The following is a 16575-nucleotide window of genomic DNA, read 5'->3' as shown; positions in this document are numbered from 1 at the left end:
AGTCTGCGTGCGCCCCGGGGGAGGGTGTCTTCAGGTAAGCATCCATGTACCGAACGATATGCGCGAGTCTGCTCCGGCAATTCGCATTGGTTTCGTGCAGTGCCGTTTTCGTGGCCGTTTCGCCGGCGCGTGCAGCCGAACCACCTTCGGCGGAGACCTTCGCCAAGCATTCGGAGGTCACTGAAGTTTCGCTATCGCCCACCGGCGAGTACGTCGCCATAGCGACGCCGCGCGCCGGTGGTACCGAAACGCAGCTGGATATCGTCAAAATCGACGGCGGCCAGACCCAGGTGCTCAGTTTCGGCAAGCGAAATCACATCACCGACGTGATCTGGACAGCAGACGATCGCGTCACGGTCGCCCGGGCCGAGATGGAACCGCTCAAGGCACAGCCATACAGCCTTGGGGAATTGTTCTCGGCACGCATTGATGGCAAGAAGCAGGAAGTGCTGTTCGCGTATGTGCCCAACGTAGGCACTACCCGTGGGCGCCGCAAAGATGAGGGCTATGCAAGCGTAGTCAAGGTGTTGGACAAGGAACCAGGCAAGATCTTGGTGTCCTTTACGTGCTGGAACTGTGGTGACGAGCCTGACGCCGTCATCTTCAAGGTAGACACCGTCACCGGCGAACGCCAGGAAGTCGAGCGCGCGGGCCGGCCTGCGCGTTTCATGTTCGACCAGGATGGCAAGGCGCGCTTCATGGTCACGAAAGATCAGAACGACGAGCCGGTCTTGAGTTACCGCAAGACCAGAGATGCCGCTTGGGCCCCACTGCCCAAAACCCTGGCTGGTTACTCGCTGGCGTTCGCCAGATTCGCTGACGACGGCAATACCGTATACGCATTGATTTCCGATGCTCGCGGCCCCGATCAGCTGTACCGGCTTGATCTGGCAGCGGGCGCCCGCCAGAAACTCGCCGGTCGCGAGGATGTCGAGATCGCCTATCTGCTCTACGCGGGACGCAACGGCCCACCGTTCGCTGCGGTGTACGACGCCGCGAAGCCGATGATCGAGTACCTCGAAGGCGCACCGGAATGGGCGTCCCTGCATCAGGATCTGATGGGCCAGTTCCCGGGTGAACTGGTGTACTTCCTCGAATCGAGCCGGGACAACAGCAAACTGCTGTTTGTTGCGCGCTCCGACCGACATCCTGGGGCGTATTACATCTTCGATCGCGACAAGCGCAAAATGACGTTAGTGGCCGAATCCCAGCCGTGGATTCAGCCCGCGCAAATGGCGCGCACCAAGGCGATCTCGTTCAAAAGCCGGGATGGCAAGCTCCTATTCGGTTTCTACACTTCGCTCGGCGGCGACGCGCAACCGCTAGTGGTGATGCCTCATGGCGGGCCGCATGGACCCTATGACGAGTGGGGCTACGATCCTGATGTGCAATACCTGGCCACCCACGGCTATGCGGTGCTGCAGGTAAACTACCGTGGATCTGGCGGGCGCGGGCAAGCGTTCCTGGAGTCTGGTTACCGCGAATGGGGCGGCAAGATTCAGGACGACATCGCCGATGGCGTGCGTTGGGCGATAGAAAACAAACTCGCCGACCCTTCCCGCATTTGCACATACGGCTCGAGCTTCGGCGGCTACGCGGCGCTGATGCAGCCCATCCGCTATCCGGAACTGTACAAGTGTGCCATCGGGTATGTCGGCGTGTACGACCTCAATGTCATGCACAAGGCCGGCGATATCCCGGACACGCGTACGGGCCGGCGCTACCTCGAACGCGCGATCGGCTCGGACACATCGGTATTGAACGCGAACTCACCAGCGCGCAACGTGGACAAGATCAAGGTCCCGGTTTTCCTGGCGCAAGGCAACATCGATCGGCGCGTACCGATGGATCAGTTCAACGCGTTGAAGAAAGCATTCTCCAAAGCCGCTGGTATGGAGACGATGGTCGTGGCAGGCGAAGGCCATGGTTTCTACGCGCCGGAGAATCAAGCGGAAATGTACCGACGAATGAAGACCTTCTTGGACAAGCATATTGGCGCCGCGACCAAGTAAGTGGATGTAGCGGCTGATACTTCGCCGGCCATGCCACGAAATGGTCAGGCGATCGCTGCCTGCAGTAACAAACGTACGGTCGCTTGCGCGCGTGCAGCCTTGATGGCGTCGTAGACGAACGAATCCTCGTCCATATAGATCCGCTGGCTGATCTCCAGCTGCACCGCATCGATCCCTTTGGACGGATTGTTGTAGTGACGCGTGATGTAACCGCCCTTGAAGCGGCCGTTGGCGACGAAGTCGTAATCGCCCTGCCCGGCCAGCACGGCCTCGAGACGCGACTGCAATAGCGGCGAGCAACTGGTTCCGCCAACGGTACCGAGATTGAGGTCGGGCAGGCGGCCTTCGAACAGGAATGGCAGATCGCCCTTGATCGAATGGCCTTCCCACAGCACGACGCGGCCGTGTTCGGCATGAATGCGCGCGAGCTCGGCCTGCAGTGCTTCATGGTAAGGACGCCAGTAGCGTTCGACGCGTTCACGGATTTCGGCTTCGGTCGGCGCCATGCCGTCGCGGTAGACCGGTTCGCCGCTGAACTGCACGATCGGGCACAGGCCGGTGGTGTTCTGACCCGGATACAGAGATACATCGTCTTCCGATCGGTTCAGGTCGACCACGTAGCGCGAATGCCGCGGCACGATCATCGACGCGCCGAGTTCGCGCGCGAATGCGTACAGCCGCGCGATGTGCCAGTCGGTGTCGGGAACACGACGCGCGGAATCGGTCAGGCGCGCGGCGATGCCGTCGGGGACTACCGTGCCGTCGTGCGGGACGCTGACCAGCAACGGCGCGGTGCCGCGGTGAAGTTCGAAGATGTCCATGGACATCATTGTAATCTCGCCATGTCGCGGCATGCGGCTAGCGCATCAGCACCACTTCCTCGGCACTGGTCGGATGGATCGCCACGGTATCGTCCAGGTCGCACTTGCGGATGCCGCGCTTGAGCGCCACCGCGAAGCCCTGCAGGATCTCGTCGGCGCCCTCGCCCAGCAAATGGATGCCGATCACGCGTTCGCCGTCGCCGACGCAGACCAGCTTGAACAGGCTGCGCTGCGGTGAGTCGGCCAGCGCGTGCAGCATTGGACGGAAACCGGCGCGATACACGCGCACGGCGTCGCCATGCTGCAGGCGCGCGGCTTCCTCGGTCAGGCCGACCTGGCCGATCGGCGGATGGCTGAACACGACCGTGGCGATATCCGCATAGTCCAACCTCGCCTCAGGCTGGCCTCCGAACAGGCGATCCATCAGACGCCGCGCGGCGGCGATCGCCACCGGCGTCAGTGCCACGCGGTCGGTGACGTCGCCCACCGCATGGACGCCGGCGACGCTGGTGTCCTGGTACTCGTCCACCTGCACATGGCCATTGGCATCGCACGCGACTCCGATCTGCGTCGCGCCACAGACGTCGCTGTTGGGACGCCGACCAGTGGCGAAGAGCAGCGCGTCGAACTGGCTGCTGTCGGCGCCCGTGCCATCGCGCAGCACGAACTTGGATGCCTCCTGGCGGACCGAGCGCAACGAATAATCCAGGTGCAGCCGCACGCCGTACTGCCGGTAGTCCTCGGCCAATTGCAGCGACAGTTCCTCGTCGAAACCGTTCAGCAGCCGCCGGCCGCGCACGAACATCTCGACCCGGCTGCCCAGCGACTGCAGCACGCCGGCCAGTTCGACCGCGATATAGCCACCGCCGACGATCGCCACGTGTTCCGGCGCGGCGCAGAGATTGAAGAAATCGTCCGACACCATCCCCAGCTCGGCGCCGGGTACCCCGGGGCGCAGCGGATGGCCGCCGGTTGCGATCAGGACATGCGGAGCGCGCAGGCGCACGCCTTCGCTGGTTTCGACCGTGTCCGCTGCACGCAGGCAGCCGCGCGTGCGCAACAGCGCGATGCGGTGGGCATCGAGCCGCTGCTGGTAGCTGGCATGGATGTTGGTGATGTAGCGCTGGCGATGGGTGATGAATTCGGCCCAGTCGAACTGCGGAGGCGGCAGCGAAAAGCCCAGCTGCGCGGCCAGACCGAGTTTCTGCGACAGGTCCGCCGCCAGCCACATCGCCTTCTTGGGCACGCAGCCGACGTTGACGCAGGTGCCGCCAAGATCGCCCGGCTCCAGCAATGCCACGCGCGCGCCGTGCGCGGCGGCGCGGAAGGCACCGGCCAGCCCGCCGGAGCCGCCGCCGATCACGATCAGGTCGAAGTCGGTGGCGCTCATGCGAAACGATCCGCGCGATAGGGGCGCGGGTCGAACGCGGGTTCACGCCCGCAGATCAGGTCGCTCACCAGTTGTGCCGTGCCGGTGCTCATGCTGACCCCGAGCATGCCATGCCCGGTCGCGAACCAGAGGTGATCGTGGCCCGGTGCGCGACCGATGATCGGCAGGTCGTCGTAGGTCATCGGCCGCCAGCCGAACCATTCCTCGCGCTTGGCCGGGCCGACGGGATGGCGCAGGTATTCGCGCGCGCCGCGCTCCAGCGCATCGAGGCGACGCCGATTGAGCGCATTGTCGTAGCCCGAGAATTCCATCGTGCTGCCCAGCCTGAAGCCACTGCCCCAGGCGGTGACGCAGACACTGCGCTCATGCAGCACCAGTGGGCGGCGCGGCATCACCGCGGGGCTGTCGTAGGTGATCGAGTAGCCCTTGCCTGGCTGCATGGCCTTGCCCAGCAACGCGGTGCCCAGCGAACGAGCGAGTCGCGGCGACCATGCCCCCGTCGCCACCACCACATCGCGGGCGCTGAATTCGCCTTGCGTGGCGGCAATGCGCAGGTCGTCGCCATCCCTGCCCAGCCCCTGCACTTCGCAGTGCTCGACGATCACCCCGCCATTCCCGCGTACCGCCCGCGCCAGCCCGGCGACATACCGGTCCGGCCGCAGACTGGCATCGCCGGTGAAACGGACCGCGGCATGGACGCCGGCGAGCACGGCCGGTTCGCTGCGCTCGTAGGCGGCACCATCGATCGTTTCGAAAGGCACACCGACCTCGGCCAGCAGCCGCAATTCCTCGCGGAATTTCTCGAACGTGGCCGCACTGCGGAACACACGGTCGCCGCCGGTTTCGACGAACTCGCAGTCGATGCCGTGGCGCTGGATCCACGCCGGCAACATCTGCCGTGAGAACGACAGGATCGAAGACTTTGCTGCCGTCGCCTGGCGCAGGTCGCGCACGTTGCAACGCGAGGAGAAACGCGCCAGCCAGGCCCACAACGAAGGATCGACGCGCGGCTTCAGATACAGCGGCGCATCCGGCGTCAGCAACCAGCGCAGCGCACGTCCGATCGTACCCGGCGCCGCCAAGGGCAACGCGTGGCTGGGCGTGATGGTGCCGCAGTTGCCGTGCGAACTGCCGCAGCCGACGGTGCCGGCTTCCAGCACGCGCACGCCGCGTCCGGCCTCGAGCAGCGCAAGCGCACTGGCCAGGCCGATCACGCCTCCGCCGATGATGACCACATCGTCCCTATCGTTCATGCGGCCAGTTTAGCGACAAGCCGCCTGTTGCAGCATGGCCGGTCTCGCGACACAGGTGCCGCGAGGACCTCCGCGCTACGCCGTCGACAACCGCATGGCCGGGCGCTCCAGATAGGTCAACCAACGCCACAGCCATTCCATCGGACCGTAGCGATAACGCGACAGCCACCAGCGGCTCAACACCACCTGCAGCGCAAACACTGCGACGACGAACAGTGGCTGCCATGCGCGCGGCAGGCGCTCGAAATAACCCAGGCCATAGCCGTAGAAGACCGCCGTGGCGATCACCGACTGCATCAGGTAATTGGTCAACGCCATCCGTCCGGCCGGCGCCATCCAGCGCAGGCGGGCCTGCCATGCCGGCCGCTGCATCAGCAGCACGATTGCCGAGAAGTAGGCGAAGCACAACAACACGTTGGCCAGCTGGGCCGCGGTCTGCGCCGCCGCGCTGCCGGCGCTGACTTCGGAAAAACTCATCGTCGGGTGCATCCACGCCGACCACAGCATCAGCGGCAAGCCGAATGCGAAGCCGCAGACCAGCAGGCGCCGGAACAGCGGCAGGTGCGCACCGGGATCGCGGATCACGCCACTGCGCACGAACCACGCGCCGAACAGGAACATGCCCAGGATCGAGGTTCCGAAGAACGGAAGGAAGCCGATCATCGTGCCGGTGTCGACCGCGCGTTGCGCCACGGCCTGCGCGTAGGTACCTGAGCCATAGGCCAGCCGCTCCGCCTCGATCAGCGACGCCATCTGCTGGCCCTGCGTGTCCATTGCCTTCTGCCATTCCGCGGCAGCCTGGGGATCGTGTTGCGCCAGCAGGCCGAAAGCCGCCATCACCCAGGTCAGCAGGATCGGCAGCAGGTAGAACGCGATGCCCCATTTCGGCAGCCGCGACACCGGCGTGCTGCGGAAGAACAGTAGCAATACGAAACCCAGCAGCGCGTACGTCACCAGGATGTCGCCCGACCAGATCAGCACCGCGTGCGCCAAGCCGATGCCCAGCAGCGCCAGCAGGCGCCGCGCATACAGCCAGGCGCCGGTGTCGCCGCGCGCCTGCGCGCGATCGAGCATGACCGCGAAGCCCATGCCGAACAGCAGCGAGAACAGGGTGATGAACTTGCCCTGCACCAGCACGTAGATCAGCGCGTCGACCCAGCGATCGGTGCCGCTGAAGCGCGGGTTGATCCCGTTGACCGATTCCATCAACGGGCCGACGAAAGCCTCGATGTTCATCAGCAGGATGCCGAGCAGCGCGAATCCGCGCAGCACGTCCATCGTCTCGATCCGCTCGGCGGCGGCGATCGGCGCCAAATGGATGTCCTGGTTCATGCCCGCCCCCTCCAGCCGAAAGCCGGATCATTCACCGCCTCGGCCCCCATCGCAAGCGCCATTGGCCAGTACGGAAATGGCCCGCTTGCGCGGGCCATTCGGCAACGATGCTCTGGGGCTGTGAGCCGGGCATGGGCGCGGGGCTGACGCCTCCTCCCGCCCAAGTTCAGTGCGCGTGGCCGCCGTCGCCGTGCACGTGGCCGTGTTCGATCTCCTCCGCGCTGGCTTCGCGCACATCGACGATCTCGATGTCGAAATGCAGGTCCTTGCCGGCCATCGGATGGTTGAGGTCGACGTCGACCACGCTCATGCCGACCTTCTGCACGCTGACCGCGCGCGGACCGAAATTGGTGTTGAGCACCACCTGCATGCCCGGCTCCAGGCGCTGGGTGCCGAAGTGCTTCTTGGGCACGCGCTGGGTGAGGCCGTCGCGACGCTCGCCGTAGGCTTCCGCCGCTGCCACGTCGACGCCGAAGCTGTCGCCCTTCTCGTGGCCGTCGAGGGCCTTCTCCAGGCCCGGGATGATGTTGCCGTGGCCGACCAGGATCAGCAGCGGTTCGCGCTCCCGGGAGCTTTCCAGTGCCTCCTGCCCCTGTTCGGAAACGGTGTAATGGAAGCTGACGACGCGGTCTTTCTCGATTTTCATTCGGAACCCTGGCAGGCGCGCGGACTTGTCGGCCATGTCGTGTTGCGGCCAAGATGCGCAGATGGGGAAGGCCGCACATTATCCAGACAGCCGCAGGCTGACGCCAGCGCGGACGCTCACCACGCTGATGCTGGCGACGATGATCGCCTGCCTGCTGGCGGCCTGCGGGCGCGATGACGTGCGCCCCACGCCGACGCACGACGCGCTCGCGAAACGCCAATGGCCCGTGGTCACGCCCGACGATCCCGCCGCCGCCAATGCGGTGCTGATGCGCGCGATCAGCTTGGTCGGCACGCCCTACCGCTATGGCGGCAATACGCCGCAGGGCGGCTTCGACTGCAGCGGCCTGGTCAACTACGTGTACCGGGACATGCTCGACCTGAAACTACCGCGCAGTTCGAGCGAACTGGCGCAGGTACAGGGCCCGAAAATCGCACCGGAGCGCCTGGCGGCGGCTGACCTGGTCTTCTTCGGCAACCGCGGCAATGTCAGCCACGTCGGCATATATGTCGGCGAAGGCCGCTTCGTGCATGCCCCCAGCAGCGGCGGTACCGTGCGGCTGGACCAGCTCGACGGCCCTTATTGGCGCGAGCACTACAGCGGCGCACGCCGGGTGTTGCAATAACGGAATAGTGACGACGGTCGTTCCATATTCACGATTTTTTAACTTTTTCTGAACACCATCTTCGTTTTTGTCCGGCACTATTCCGGCTGCTCCGAAAAGTGAAAGCCGCGTGATCAACAACGTCCCAGGCCAGCGTGCCCTCCTCCGCTTCCCGTGCCCGGGTCGTCTCCGTCCTCTCCTCTTCTGCCTGCTGTGCGCCACGGCAATGCCGTCGCTGGCCCACCAGGCCACGCTGGATAATCACCTGACCAATGCCAGCGCCGCCAGCCCCGCGCTGGCCGACGCGATGGCACCGTCTGATCGCGCCCTGCTGGAAGCCACCCTCGACCTGCGCTCGACCGCCGACCTTGGCGCCGCGCATGCGGCGCCGCAGACCTCGGGGCGCGTGCAAGCCCTGTTGCAGAAGGCCCTGGCCCTGCTCGGCACGCCATACCGCTGGGGCGGCACCTCGCCGGACGGCTTCGACTGCAGCGGCATGGTCGGCTACGTGTTCCGCAGCGCGCTCGGCATCGAACTGCCGCGGGTCTCGCGCGAGATGGCCAAGGACGGTGAAAAGGTGGACCGCGCTTCGTTGGCGGCCGGCGACTTGGTGTTCTTCAGCCGCCGCGGCAAGCGCGTCGACCACGTCGGCATCTATGTCGGCGAAGGCCGGTTCGTGCATGCGCCGCGCTCGGGCAAGGACGTGGAAGTGTCGAGCCTGTCCGACGGCTACTGGAGCCGCAAGTACATGCAGGCGCGCCGCGTCGCCGGTATCTGACGTCCCCAATCGCGTCGATTCGAAAAGGCCGCTCACTGCGGCCTTTTCCGCGTCTGTGCCTGGCGAAACACAGGGCGACCGCGCAGACTGTGGATGATCGCCTACGGTCCATGCCACGTCGCCATATGACTCTCGTTGCCCTCCGCGTTGCGCTTGTGATTCTTGCCCTGTGGCTGTGCGCTTTCCCGATGCAGGCCAGGTCGCAGGAAACTGCACCGCTGCCCGGCGAACCGGGCGCTGGCAACGCCTGCGTTGTCCTGCTGCACGGCCTGGGACGCACCTATCGCTCGATGGACATGATCGCTTCGGCGCTGCGCGACGCAGGCTATGAAGCGATCAGCGTGGACTATCCGTCGCGCAGCAAACCCATCGAGGCACTCGCCGTCACGGCCGTGCCGCAGGGACTGCAGTATTGCCGCAACCGGCACGCCGACCGGATCCACTTCGTCACCCACTCGATGGGCGGGCTGGTGCTGCGTTACTACCTCGCATCGCATCCGGTGCCGGAACTGGGCAAGGTCGTCATGCTCAGCCCGCCGAACCAGGGCAGCGAAGTAGCCGATGCCCTGGTCGGCACGGTCGTATACGACCGGATCAATGGTCCTGCCGGCGGACAGCTGGGCACCGGACCCGACGGCATTGCCGCACGACTTGGGCGGATCGACTACACGCTGGGCATCATCACCGGCAACGAACAGACGGCGGTGGACAGCTGGCTGGCGAGGCAGATCCCGGGCCAGAACGACGGCAAGGTTTCCGTCGCACGCGCCAAGGTAGAAGGCATGACCGATTTCCTGGTGTTGCCGGTGACGCATACCTTCATCGTCATGGACGACAAAGTGATCGCGCAGACGCTGCACTTCCTGCGCCATGGCCGGTTCCGGCGCGAAGGCATTCCCACGGAGGCGGCAGACCTTGCCGATCGCGATGCCCGGCATGTGGCTGCGCGATCACCGCACTAGCGCTTGTCCGTGCCGCCTCCGAATCGTCTTCTTCCCCATCCCGAGCGCAGGAGGGAGCTGTTTGCCAGTGAACCTTTGAAAAAGCAGTCCCTCGCAGCGCTCGGGATGATGGAGTTGTATGTATGAAACTCGATTGAGATAGATCTCGCACGGAAAACATCGCAGCGATACGCCACGATCAGGCGCCGCGATAACGCGCGATGGTGTCCTCGATCCCCTTGCTGAGTTCCATGACCCGGGTCGCGTACTCGGCCAGGCGCTTGTCGTCGTCGGTCTGCGGCACCCACGCCGGCACCGGCGTCGGCCTGCCCTCGACGCCATCCAGCGCCACGAACACGATCACGCAGTGCGTGCACAGACGGTCGTCTTCGTCGTTCATCGGATCGCGTGCCCGCACATCGACCGAGAAGTGCATGCTGCTGGTGCCGGTGTGCACCAGCTTGGCCGATACGGTGACCAGGTCGCTGGTGCGGATCGGCGCCACGAAGCGGATGCCGCCGACCGCGACGGTAACGCTGTACGCACCGCTCCAGCCCACGGCCGCGGCGTAGCCGACCTGGTCGATCCACTTCATCACCACGCCGCCATGCACCTTGCCGCCGTAGTTGACGTCGGTGGGTTCGGCGAGGAAACGGAAGTTGAGTTCGCGCTGGTGGCCGCTCATGTCGATGACTCCGGTTCCGGAGCCACGAATCTAGCCGAAAACGCAGCCGGCTGCGTCGAGCCCACCATTGCCGCATCAGCGATCATGCGCAAGCGGGCGGCTGCAAAAAAAAACGGCGTCTTGCGACGCCGACAACGATCCAGGGATCGAAAACCTGTTTGGCGCGCATGCGATGCCGCGACGCCGGAAACCACGGCAGACTACGCTTCGCCTCACACCGTGCCCCAGGCCAGAAGTCATGTAGACATGCGCCGGGGTGGCGATGCAGGCGCGGGATCGTCGACACTGTCGCCTTCGTTCTTTCCGGCCGACACCACGATGCCCTCATCGACCATCGCTCGCCTGTCACTGCTCTGCGTTTTCCTGTTGCCTGCCTCGACGTTCGCCACCCAAGCCGTGCTGCCGCAGCTGCAGGCCTATGAAACCGAAGACAGCTGGCGCCGGCCGGTCGCGCCATTCCGCATCGCCGACAACAGCTGGTACATCGGTACCGAAGGCCTGAGCGCGGTGCTGGTGAAAACACCGCAAGGCGCCGTGCTGATCGACGGTGGCATGCCGCAGGCATCCGCGATGCTGCTGGAACACATGAAGGCGCTGGGCGTGGAGCCCGGCGACCTCCAATGGATCCTGTTCAGTCACGCGCATGGCGACCACGCCGGTCCGCTGGCTGCGGTCCGTCGCGCCACCGGTGCGCGCGTGGTCGGCAGCGCCGAATCGGCGGCGCTGCTGGCGCGCGGCGGCAGCGACGACATCCATTTCGGCGACGAGATCCTGTTCCCGCCAGTGCACGTCGATCGCATCGTCATGGATGGCGAAGTCGTCGAGATCGGCGACATGCGCTTCACCACACACGCCACGCCCGCGCACACGCCCGGCAGCACCAGTTGGACCTGGGATGATCGCCGCGACGGCAAGGCGTTGCGCATCGCCTACGTCGACAGCCTGAGCACGCCGGGCTATCGCCTGATCGACAACCCACGCTATCCGCACATCGTCGAAGATTATCGACGCGGCTTCGCCAGGGTGCGCACCCTGCCCTGCGACCTGTTGCTGACGCCGCACCCCGGCATGAGTGGCTGGACGCCCGCGGCGACCGCGAAACCGCAGCCGGAGCCGATGACCTGCCGCGCCTACGCCGACGACGCCGAACGCAAATTCGATGCGGAGCTCGCCAAGCAACGCGCGGCGGCCCGCTGATGCCGTACACCCCGATTGTCGCAACGCTGGGCTACGTGCTTTCCCCGGATGGTCGCGACGTGCTGATGCTGCATCGCAATGCGCGCGAGGACGATCATCATCTCGGCAAATACAACGGCCTGGGCGGCAAGATCGAGCCGGATGAAGACGTGCTGGCCGGCATGCGCCGCGAGATCCACGAGGAGGCCGGCATCGAATGCCCCGAGCTCACGCTGCGCGGCACGATCAGCTGGCCCGGTTTTGGCAAGCGCGGCGAGGACTGGCTGGGTTTCGTGTTCGTGGTGACGCGCTTCACCGGCACGCCGTTCGAACGCAATCCGGAAGGCACGCTGGAATGGGTGGCGCTGGACCGGCTGCACGCGCTGCCGATGTGGGAAGGCGACCGCGAATTCCTGCCGCTGGTGTTCGATGCCGATCCGCGCCCGTTCCATGGCGTGATGCCGTACCGCGATGGCCGGATGGTGTCCTGGCGTTACTCGAGGGCGTGAGGCTTCGTCCACGCGCCTGGATCTGACGCCCGCTGCCAGGGTGATCCAGGCCAGTTGCTACGGCTTTTGCAGGTGATCAGTCGAGCGCGCGCCATCGGCGCCCATCACGTATTCCATGTTCACCGCAAGCGGAGCGCTCTCGACGAAACCGAACTTGCGATACAGGTATTTGGCATCGCCATCGGCGACCAGGGTGACGTACGCGGATTCGGGCACATGCGACTGCAACCAGGCGTCCAGCGCCGCCATGATCCGGTTGCCCAGTCCGCGACCCTGAAGTTCCGGAACCACCGCTATGTCGACGATGGTGAAGAAGCAGCCGTTGTCGCCGATCACCCGACCCATGCCGACCACCGCACCGTCGCGCAGCAGGCTGACGCCGTACAGCGTGTTGGGCAGAGCGCGACGCGCCGCCTCCAGTGTCTTCGGGTGCATGCCCGCGGCGCTGCGCATGCGGACGTAGTCGTCGACGCCGGGAAATCGCTCTATCAGTTCGATATCCGGCCCGATCACGCGCTTTCCCTCGCAGCAGCCTCCCCGGCCTCACCCTCTGCGATGCCGACGTTGCTCGACGCCGCCTCATACACGTCGCGGTCCAGTAGTCCGGTTTCCTTGGCCACGAGTACCGGCACCAGCATCTGGCCGGTCACGTTGGTCATGGTGCGCATCATGTCGAGCACGCGATCGATCGCATACAGGTAGCCGATCGCCTCCAGCGGCAGGCCGGCGGCGCTGAGTACCACCGTGGCCATGATCACTGCGGTGCCCGGCACGCCCGCGGTACCGAAGCTGCCCAGGACCGAGGCCAGCATGATGATGAAGTACTGCGCCAGGGACAGTTCGATACCCATGTACTGGGCGATGAACACCGACGCCAGCGCCGGATAGATCGCGCCGCAGCCGTCCATCTTGATGCTGGCGCCCAGCGGTACCGCGAATGCCGCGTAATCGCGGTCGACGCCATGGTTGTGGGTCGCGCTGCGCAGCGATGCCGGCAACGCGGCGAAGCTACTCGAAGCGACGAACCCGACCTGCATCGCCGAGGCCGCGCCGCGGAAGAACTTCAGCGGATTGAGCCCGTGCGCCAGCAGCAAGCCGCCATAGACGACCACGATGTGGAAGGCGCAGGCCACGTACAACGCGATCACGAAACTGCCCAGCGGCAGCAGTTTCTCGAAGCCGTAGGCACCGACCAGCCCGGCGATCAGGCCAAACGTGCCCAGCGGCGTGAACTCCAGCACGAAGCGCGTCACCTGGATCATGGTTTCGCTGGCTTCGCCCATCAGCCGGCGCAGATTGACCGTCTTCTCGCCGAGCTTGACGAAGGCGAAGCCGATCAGCCCGGCGAAGAAGATCACCTGCAACACGGTGCCGTTGCTCGGGATCAGCACCGCCTGTCCATCCGCCGTCATGCCGGTATCGGAAGCGGACAAGGCACGGAACGGATTCTGCGGCACAAGGTTGAACAGCACGTCCATCGGCCCCGGCACGTTCTTGGGCTTGTAGTCCGCGGCGACCTGCAGGCCGGTCACGCCGGCACCGGGCTTGACCACCAGGCCGGTCGCCAGGCCGACGCAGACCGCCAGCACCGCGGTGATCGCGAACCAGGCAAAGGTGCGCCCGCCGAGCGCGGCGATCGACTTCTGCCCGTGCAGCGAACCGACCGCGCTGATCACCGCGAAGAACACCAGCGGGATCGCGATCATCTTGATCAGGTTGACGTAGACATCGCCGAGCGGCTCGAACCAGGTCGCGGCGTTCTCGCCGAACGCCCAGCCGGCCAGCGCGCCGAGTACGAAGCCGGCCAGCACGCGCTGCCAGAACGGAATGCGGAACCACCACTTCAGCATCGGGGCCTTCCTGCGGGACAAGGGGCGACGATACCGCAGTCGCGGCGAGCCGGCAGCCACGAGGACGCAACGCTGGCGCTACGGCACGGCAACGATCGCGGCTTTTTCGCCCGCGGATTCCTGAACCGGACTCGCCGCACGCGGCTCGACGATGCCGGCGACGCAACAGCGCCACCGCTGTAAGCGGCAGGCGCGTCAAAGTCCTGACATGAATCCTTGGCATAATGCCGCGCGGTTTTCGGCGTGAACCGTGTACTCCAACACGCCAGTCCCCACACGGAACATCCGATGCAACGACCCCGCACACCTGCGCCGAGCCGTGGCCCGGCCCTGGCCGCAGCCTGCATGACCCTGCTTCTCGCTGCCTGCGTCTCCAGCGGCGCGCGCGATACGGCGCCGGCGACGACGCACGTCGAAGTACCCGCGATCCAGCACCCGCAGGGCGAAAACGCTGCCTGGTGGTTCCGCGACGGTGCCGCGCAGGCCGCCGGACGTGGCGCGATGCAGGGCCGTGCGAAGAACGTGATCCTGTTCGTCGGCGACGGCATGAGCCTGACCACGGTGGCAGCAGCGCGGATCCTGCAGGGCCAGCGCAACGGCGGGCCGGGCGAGAACAACCGCCTGGGCTGGGAAAACTTTCCTCATACCGCGCTCAGCAAGACCTACAACACCGATTCGCAGACGCCGGACTCGGCCGGCACGATGAGCGCGATGGCGACCGGCATCAAGACCCGCGCCGGCGTGCTCAGCATCGGCCAGAGCGCGCTTCGCAAGGACTGCACCGGCGCGCTGGCCGCGCCGATGCTGAGCATCCTGGAACTTGCCGAAAGCGCGGGCCTGGCCACGGGCATCGTCACCACCGCGCGCATCACGCACGCCACGCCGGGTGCGACCTACTCGCACTCGGCGGAACGCAACTGGGAAAACGACACCGAGCTCAGCGAGTCCGCACGCGCGCAGGGTTGCGCCGACATCGCGCGACAGCTGATCGAGAACCCCTACGGCAATGGCCCGGAAGTGGTGTTCGGCGGCGGCCGCATGCACTTCATGACCGTGCAGCAACGCGACCCGGAAGCGGACGACAAGGTCGGCCTGCGCCTGGACGGGCGCGACCTGATCGGCGAATGGCAGCGGAAGCATCCGGACGGCGCGTATGTCTGGAACCGCGAGCAACTGGCCGCCGCATCCGGCAAGGCACCGGTGCTTGGCCTGTTCGAATACGACCACCTGCACTTCGAGCACGACCGCAGCAACGATCCCGGCGAACCGAGCCTGGCCGAACTGACCACCGCGGCGATCACCCGCCTGCAGCAGGCGTCGCCGGAGGGATATTTCCTGCTGGTGGAAGGCGGCCGCATCGACCATGCACATCACTACGGCAATGCCTATCGCGCGCTGACCGACACCATCGCGTTATCCGATGCGGTGCAGGCCGCGGCGCAGCTGGCATCCGCGCAGGACACCCTGATCCTGGTCACTGCCGATCACGCCCACACGCTGACGTTCGCCGGTTATCCGAAGCGTGGCAATCCGATCCTGGGCAAGGTGCGCGGCCGGAGCAGCGAGGATGAAGAAGGCAATGTCGTCATCGATGGCACCGGCCTGCCCTACACGACGCTGGGCTATGCCAACGGCCCGGGTTACACCGGCGCCAGTTCGTCGCAGCCGGCAGGCCCGAAGAAATTCCTGCACAGCGGCAAGGGCTTCGAGCCTTCCGCGGGCCGTCCGGACCTGAACCAGGTCGACACCATGCATCCCGATTATATGCAGGAAGTGATCGTGCCGCTGTCCAGCGAAACCCATGGCGGCGACGACGTCGGCATCTGGGCGCGCGGGCCCGGCAGCGACGCGGTGCGCGGCAGCGTCGAGCAGAACACGATCTTCCACTTCATGGTGCAGGCCACGCCCAAGCTGCGCGAGCGGCTGTGCGTGGCCAAGCTGTGCAATGGCGATGGCGTGCCGGTGGAGTTGCCGGATCCAGCCGAGTTCGTGGAGGTCAGATAGGTTGTTGGGTTTTTAGGTTGTTGAGCTGTTGGGTTGGGGAACCGCCCACATTTCAAGCACTCAACAACTCAACAACCCGTGAAATCCAGCAACGACTAGAACGGCTTCGCCAGCACCAAATACACCACAACAACCAGCAACAACACCGGCACTTCGTTGAACCAGCGCAGCGCCCTGGACGACGGCAGCGCGCGCCCGCCATCAACGCCCTTCAGCCAGCGCCCGGCGACGATGAAATACGCCAGCAGCAGCGCGACCAGCAGCAGCTTCGCGTGCAGCCAGCCGCCGCCGATGCCGAAGTGCAGCCACAGCACCAGTCCCAGCACCACGGCCAGCCCGAACATGATGTGGCCGAAGCGGTACAGGCGCCGTCCCATCAGCACCAGCCGCGCGCGCACCGCCGGCTGGTCGCCGGCTTCGGCGATGTTGACCAGGATGCGCGGCAGGTAGAACACGCCGGCCAGCCACGCAATCACGAATACCAAGTGCGCGGTCTTGGTCCAGAGATAGGCTTGCATCGGTCGGTTTCCGGAAGGTTCGCGATACGATGATACGACGCCCTTCGCAATCATCG

At 65.5% G+C, this 16575-nt stretch carries 16 protein-coding genes; 7 read left to right on the top strand and 9 right to left on the bottom strand.

The genetic code is table 11. From position 1 onward, the window contains the following. The first annotated feature begins 44 nt into the window (after nt 1-44). Entirely contained in the window at nt 45-2012 is a 1968-nt protein-coding gene (locus IP90_RS13425; RefSeq protein ID WP_144900159.1) for a S9 family peptidase, read from the top strand. 44 nt (nt 2013-2056) lie between these two features. Here the strand turns inward: IP90_RS13425 and hutG are convergent, their stop codons facing one another. The 5 genes from hutG to IP90_RS13400 all read right to left on the bottom strand — a co-directional run bounded on the left by hutG (nt 2057) and on the right by IP90_RS13400 (nt 7454). Next, nucleotides 2057-2833: an N-formylglutamate deformylase gene (hutG, locus tag IP90_RS13420; protein ID WP_144900158.1), complete on the bottom strand. Its 777-nt coding sequence runs from the start codon at nt 2831-2833 to the stop codon at nt 2057-2059. 37 nt (nt 2834-2870) lie between these two features. Further along, the gene (gene gorA / locus IP90_RS13415; RefSeq protein WP_144900157.1) at nt 2871-4223 is read right to left on the bottom strand and encodes a glutathione-disulfide reductase; all 1353 of its coding nucleotides are present in this window, start codon (nt 4221-4223) and stop codon (nt 2871-2873) included. Beyond that, a complete protein-coding gene (locus IP90_RS13410) occupies nt 4220-5476 on the bottom strand; it encodes an NAD(P)/FAD-dependent oxidoreductase (RefSeq protein WP_144900156.1) in 1257 nt (418 codons plus the stop codon). Before IP90_RS13410 ends, gorA begins: the two co-directional genes overlap by 4 nt. Before the next feature lie 75 nt (nt 5477-5551). Next, nucleotides 5552-6808 (bottom strand): DUF418 domain-containing protein, encoded by a 1257-nt coding sequence (locus IP90_RS13405; RefSeq protein ID WP_144900155.1) that lies wholly within the window; start codon nt 6806-6808, stop codon nt 5552-5554. 166 nt (nt 6809-6974) lie between these two features. Then, nucleotides 6975-7454, bottom strand: coding sequence for an FKBP-type peptidyl-prolyl cis-trans isomerase (locus IP90_RS13400; protein ID WP_144900154.1), 480 nt, complete (start codon nt 7452-7454; stop codon nt 6975-6977). A gap of 34 nt (nt 7455-7488) precedes the next feature. Between IP90_RS13400 and IP90_RS13395 the strand changes: the two genes are divergently transcribed. The 3 genes from IP90_RS13395 (at nt 7489) to IP90_RS13385 (ending at nt 9798) form a co-directional block, all read left to right on the top strand. Continuing rightward, nucleotides 7489-8079 (top strand): C40 family peptidase, encoded by a 591-nt coding sequence (locus tag IP90_RS13395; protein WP_425477117.1) that lies wholly within the window; start codon nt 7489-7491, stop codon nt 8077-8079. A gap of 205 nt (nt 8080-8284) precedes the next feature. Next, nucleotides 8285-8836 (top strand): C40 family peptidase, encoded by a 552-nt coding sequence (locus IP90_RS13390; RefSeq protein ID WP_144900153.1) that lies wholly within the window; start codon nt 8285-8287, stop codon nt 8834-8836. A 188-nt stretch (nt 8837-9024) separates the two neighbouring features. Then, nucleotides 9025-9798 carry an esterase/lipase family protein gene (locus IP90_RS13385; protein WP_144900152.1) on the top strand — a complete coding sequence of 258 codons (774 nt, stop codon included), beginning with the start codon at nt 9025-9027 and terminating at the stop codon, nt 9796-9798. A gap of 178 nt (nt 9799-9976) precedes the next feature. On the opposite strand, the gene IP90_RS13380 is transcribed toward IP90_RS13385, so the two are convergent. Continuing rightward, nucleotides 9977-10462 (bottom strand): acyl-CoA thioesterase, encoded by a 486-nt coding sequence (locus tag IP90_RS13380; protein ID WP_144900151.1) that lies wholly within the window; start codon nt 10460-10462, stop codon nt 9977-9979. Nucleotides 10463-10780: 318 nt separating this feature from the next. Between IP90_RS13380 and bla the strand changes: the two genes are divergently transcribed. Further along, on the top strand, nt 10781-11659 hold the full coding sequence (gene bla / locus IP90_RS13375) for a subclass B3 metallo-beta-lactamase (protein ID WP_144900237.1): 879 nt from the start codon (nt 10781-10783) through the stop codon (nt 11657-11659). Beyond that, entirely contained in the window at nt 11659-12147 is a 489-nt protein-coding gene (locus tag IP90_RS13370; protein WP_144900150.1) for an NUDIX hydrolase, read from the top strand. The genes bla and IP90_RS13370 overlap by 1 nt, the downstream gene beginning before the upstream one ends. Nucleotides 12148-12204: 57 nt before the next feature. Here IP90_RS13370 and IP90_RS13365 read toward each other — a convergent pair whose 3' ends face one another. Further along, entirely contained in the window at nt 12205-12582 is a 378-nt protein-coding gene (locus IP90_RS13365) for a GNAT family N-acetyltransferase (protein ID WP_199753490.1), read from the bottom strand. Nucleotides 12583-12656: 74 nt separating this feature from the next. After that, a complete protein-coding gene (locus IP90_RS13360; protein ID WP_144900149.1) occupies nt 12657-13997 on the bottom strand; it encodes a dicarboxylate/amino acid:cation symporter in 1341 nt (446 codons plus the stop codon). A gap of 345 nt (nt 13998-14342) precedes the next feature. Between IP90_RS13360 and IP90_RS13355 the strand changes: the two genes are divergently transcribed. Further along, entirely contained in the window at nt 14343-16001 is a 1659-nt protein-coding gene (locus tag IP90_RS13355) for an alkaline phosphatase (RefSeq protein WP_242007596.1), read from the top strand. Between the two features lie 95 nt (nt 16002-16096). Here IP90_RS13355 and IP90_RS13350 read toward each other — a convergent pair whose 3' ends face one another. Continuing rightward, nucleotides 16097-16519 (bottom strand): CopD family protein, encoded by a 423-nt coding sequence (locus IP90_RS13350; RefSeq protein WP_144900147.1) that lies wholly within the window; start codon nt 16517-16519, stop codon nt 16097-16099. Nucleotides 16520-16575: the final 56 nt, after the last annotated feature.

This window comes from Luteimonas cucumeris (assembly GCF_007830035.1).
In the GTDB taxonomy this organism is placed as follows: domain Bacteria; phylum Pseudomonadota; class Gammaproteobacteria; order Xanthomonadales; family Xanthomonadaceae; genus Luteimonas_C; species Luteimonas_C cucumeris.
Note: the sequence above shows the minus strand (reverse complement) of the source record. Positions and strands in the feature narration are given on the sequence as shown.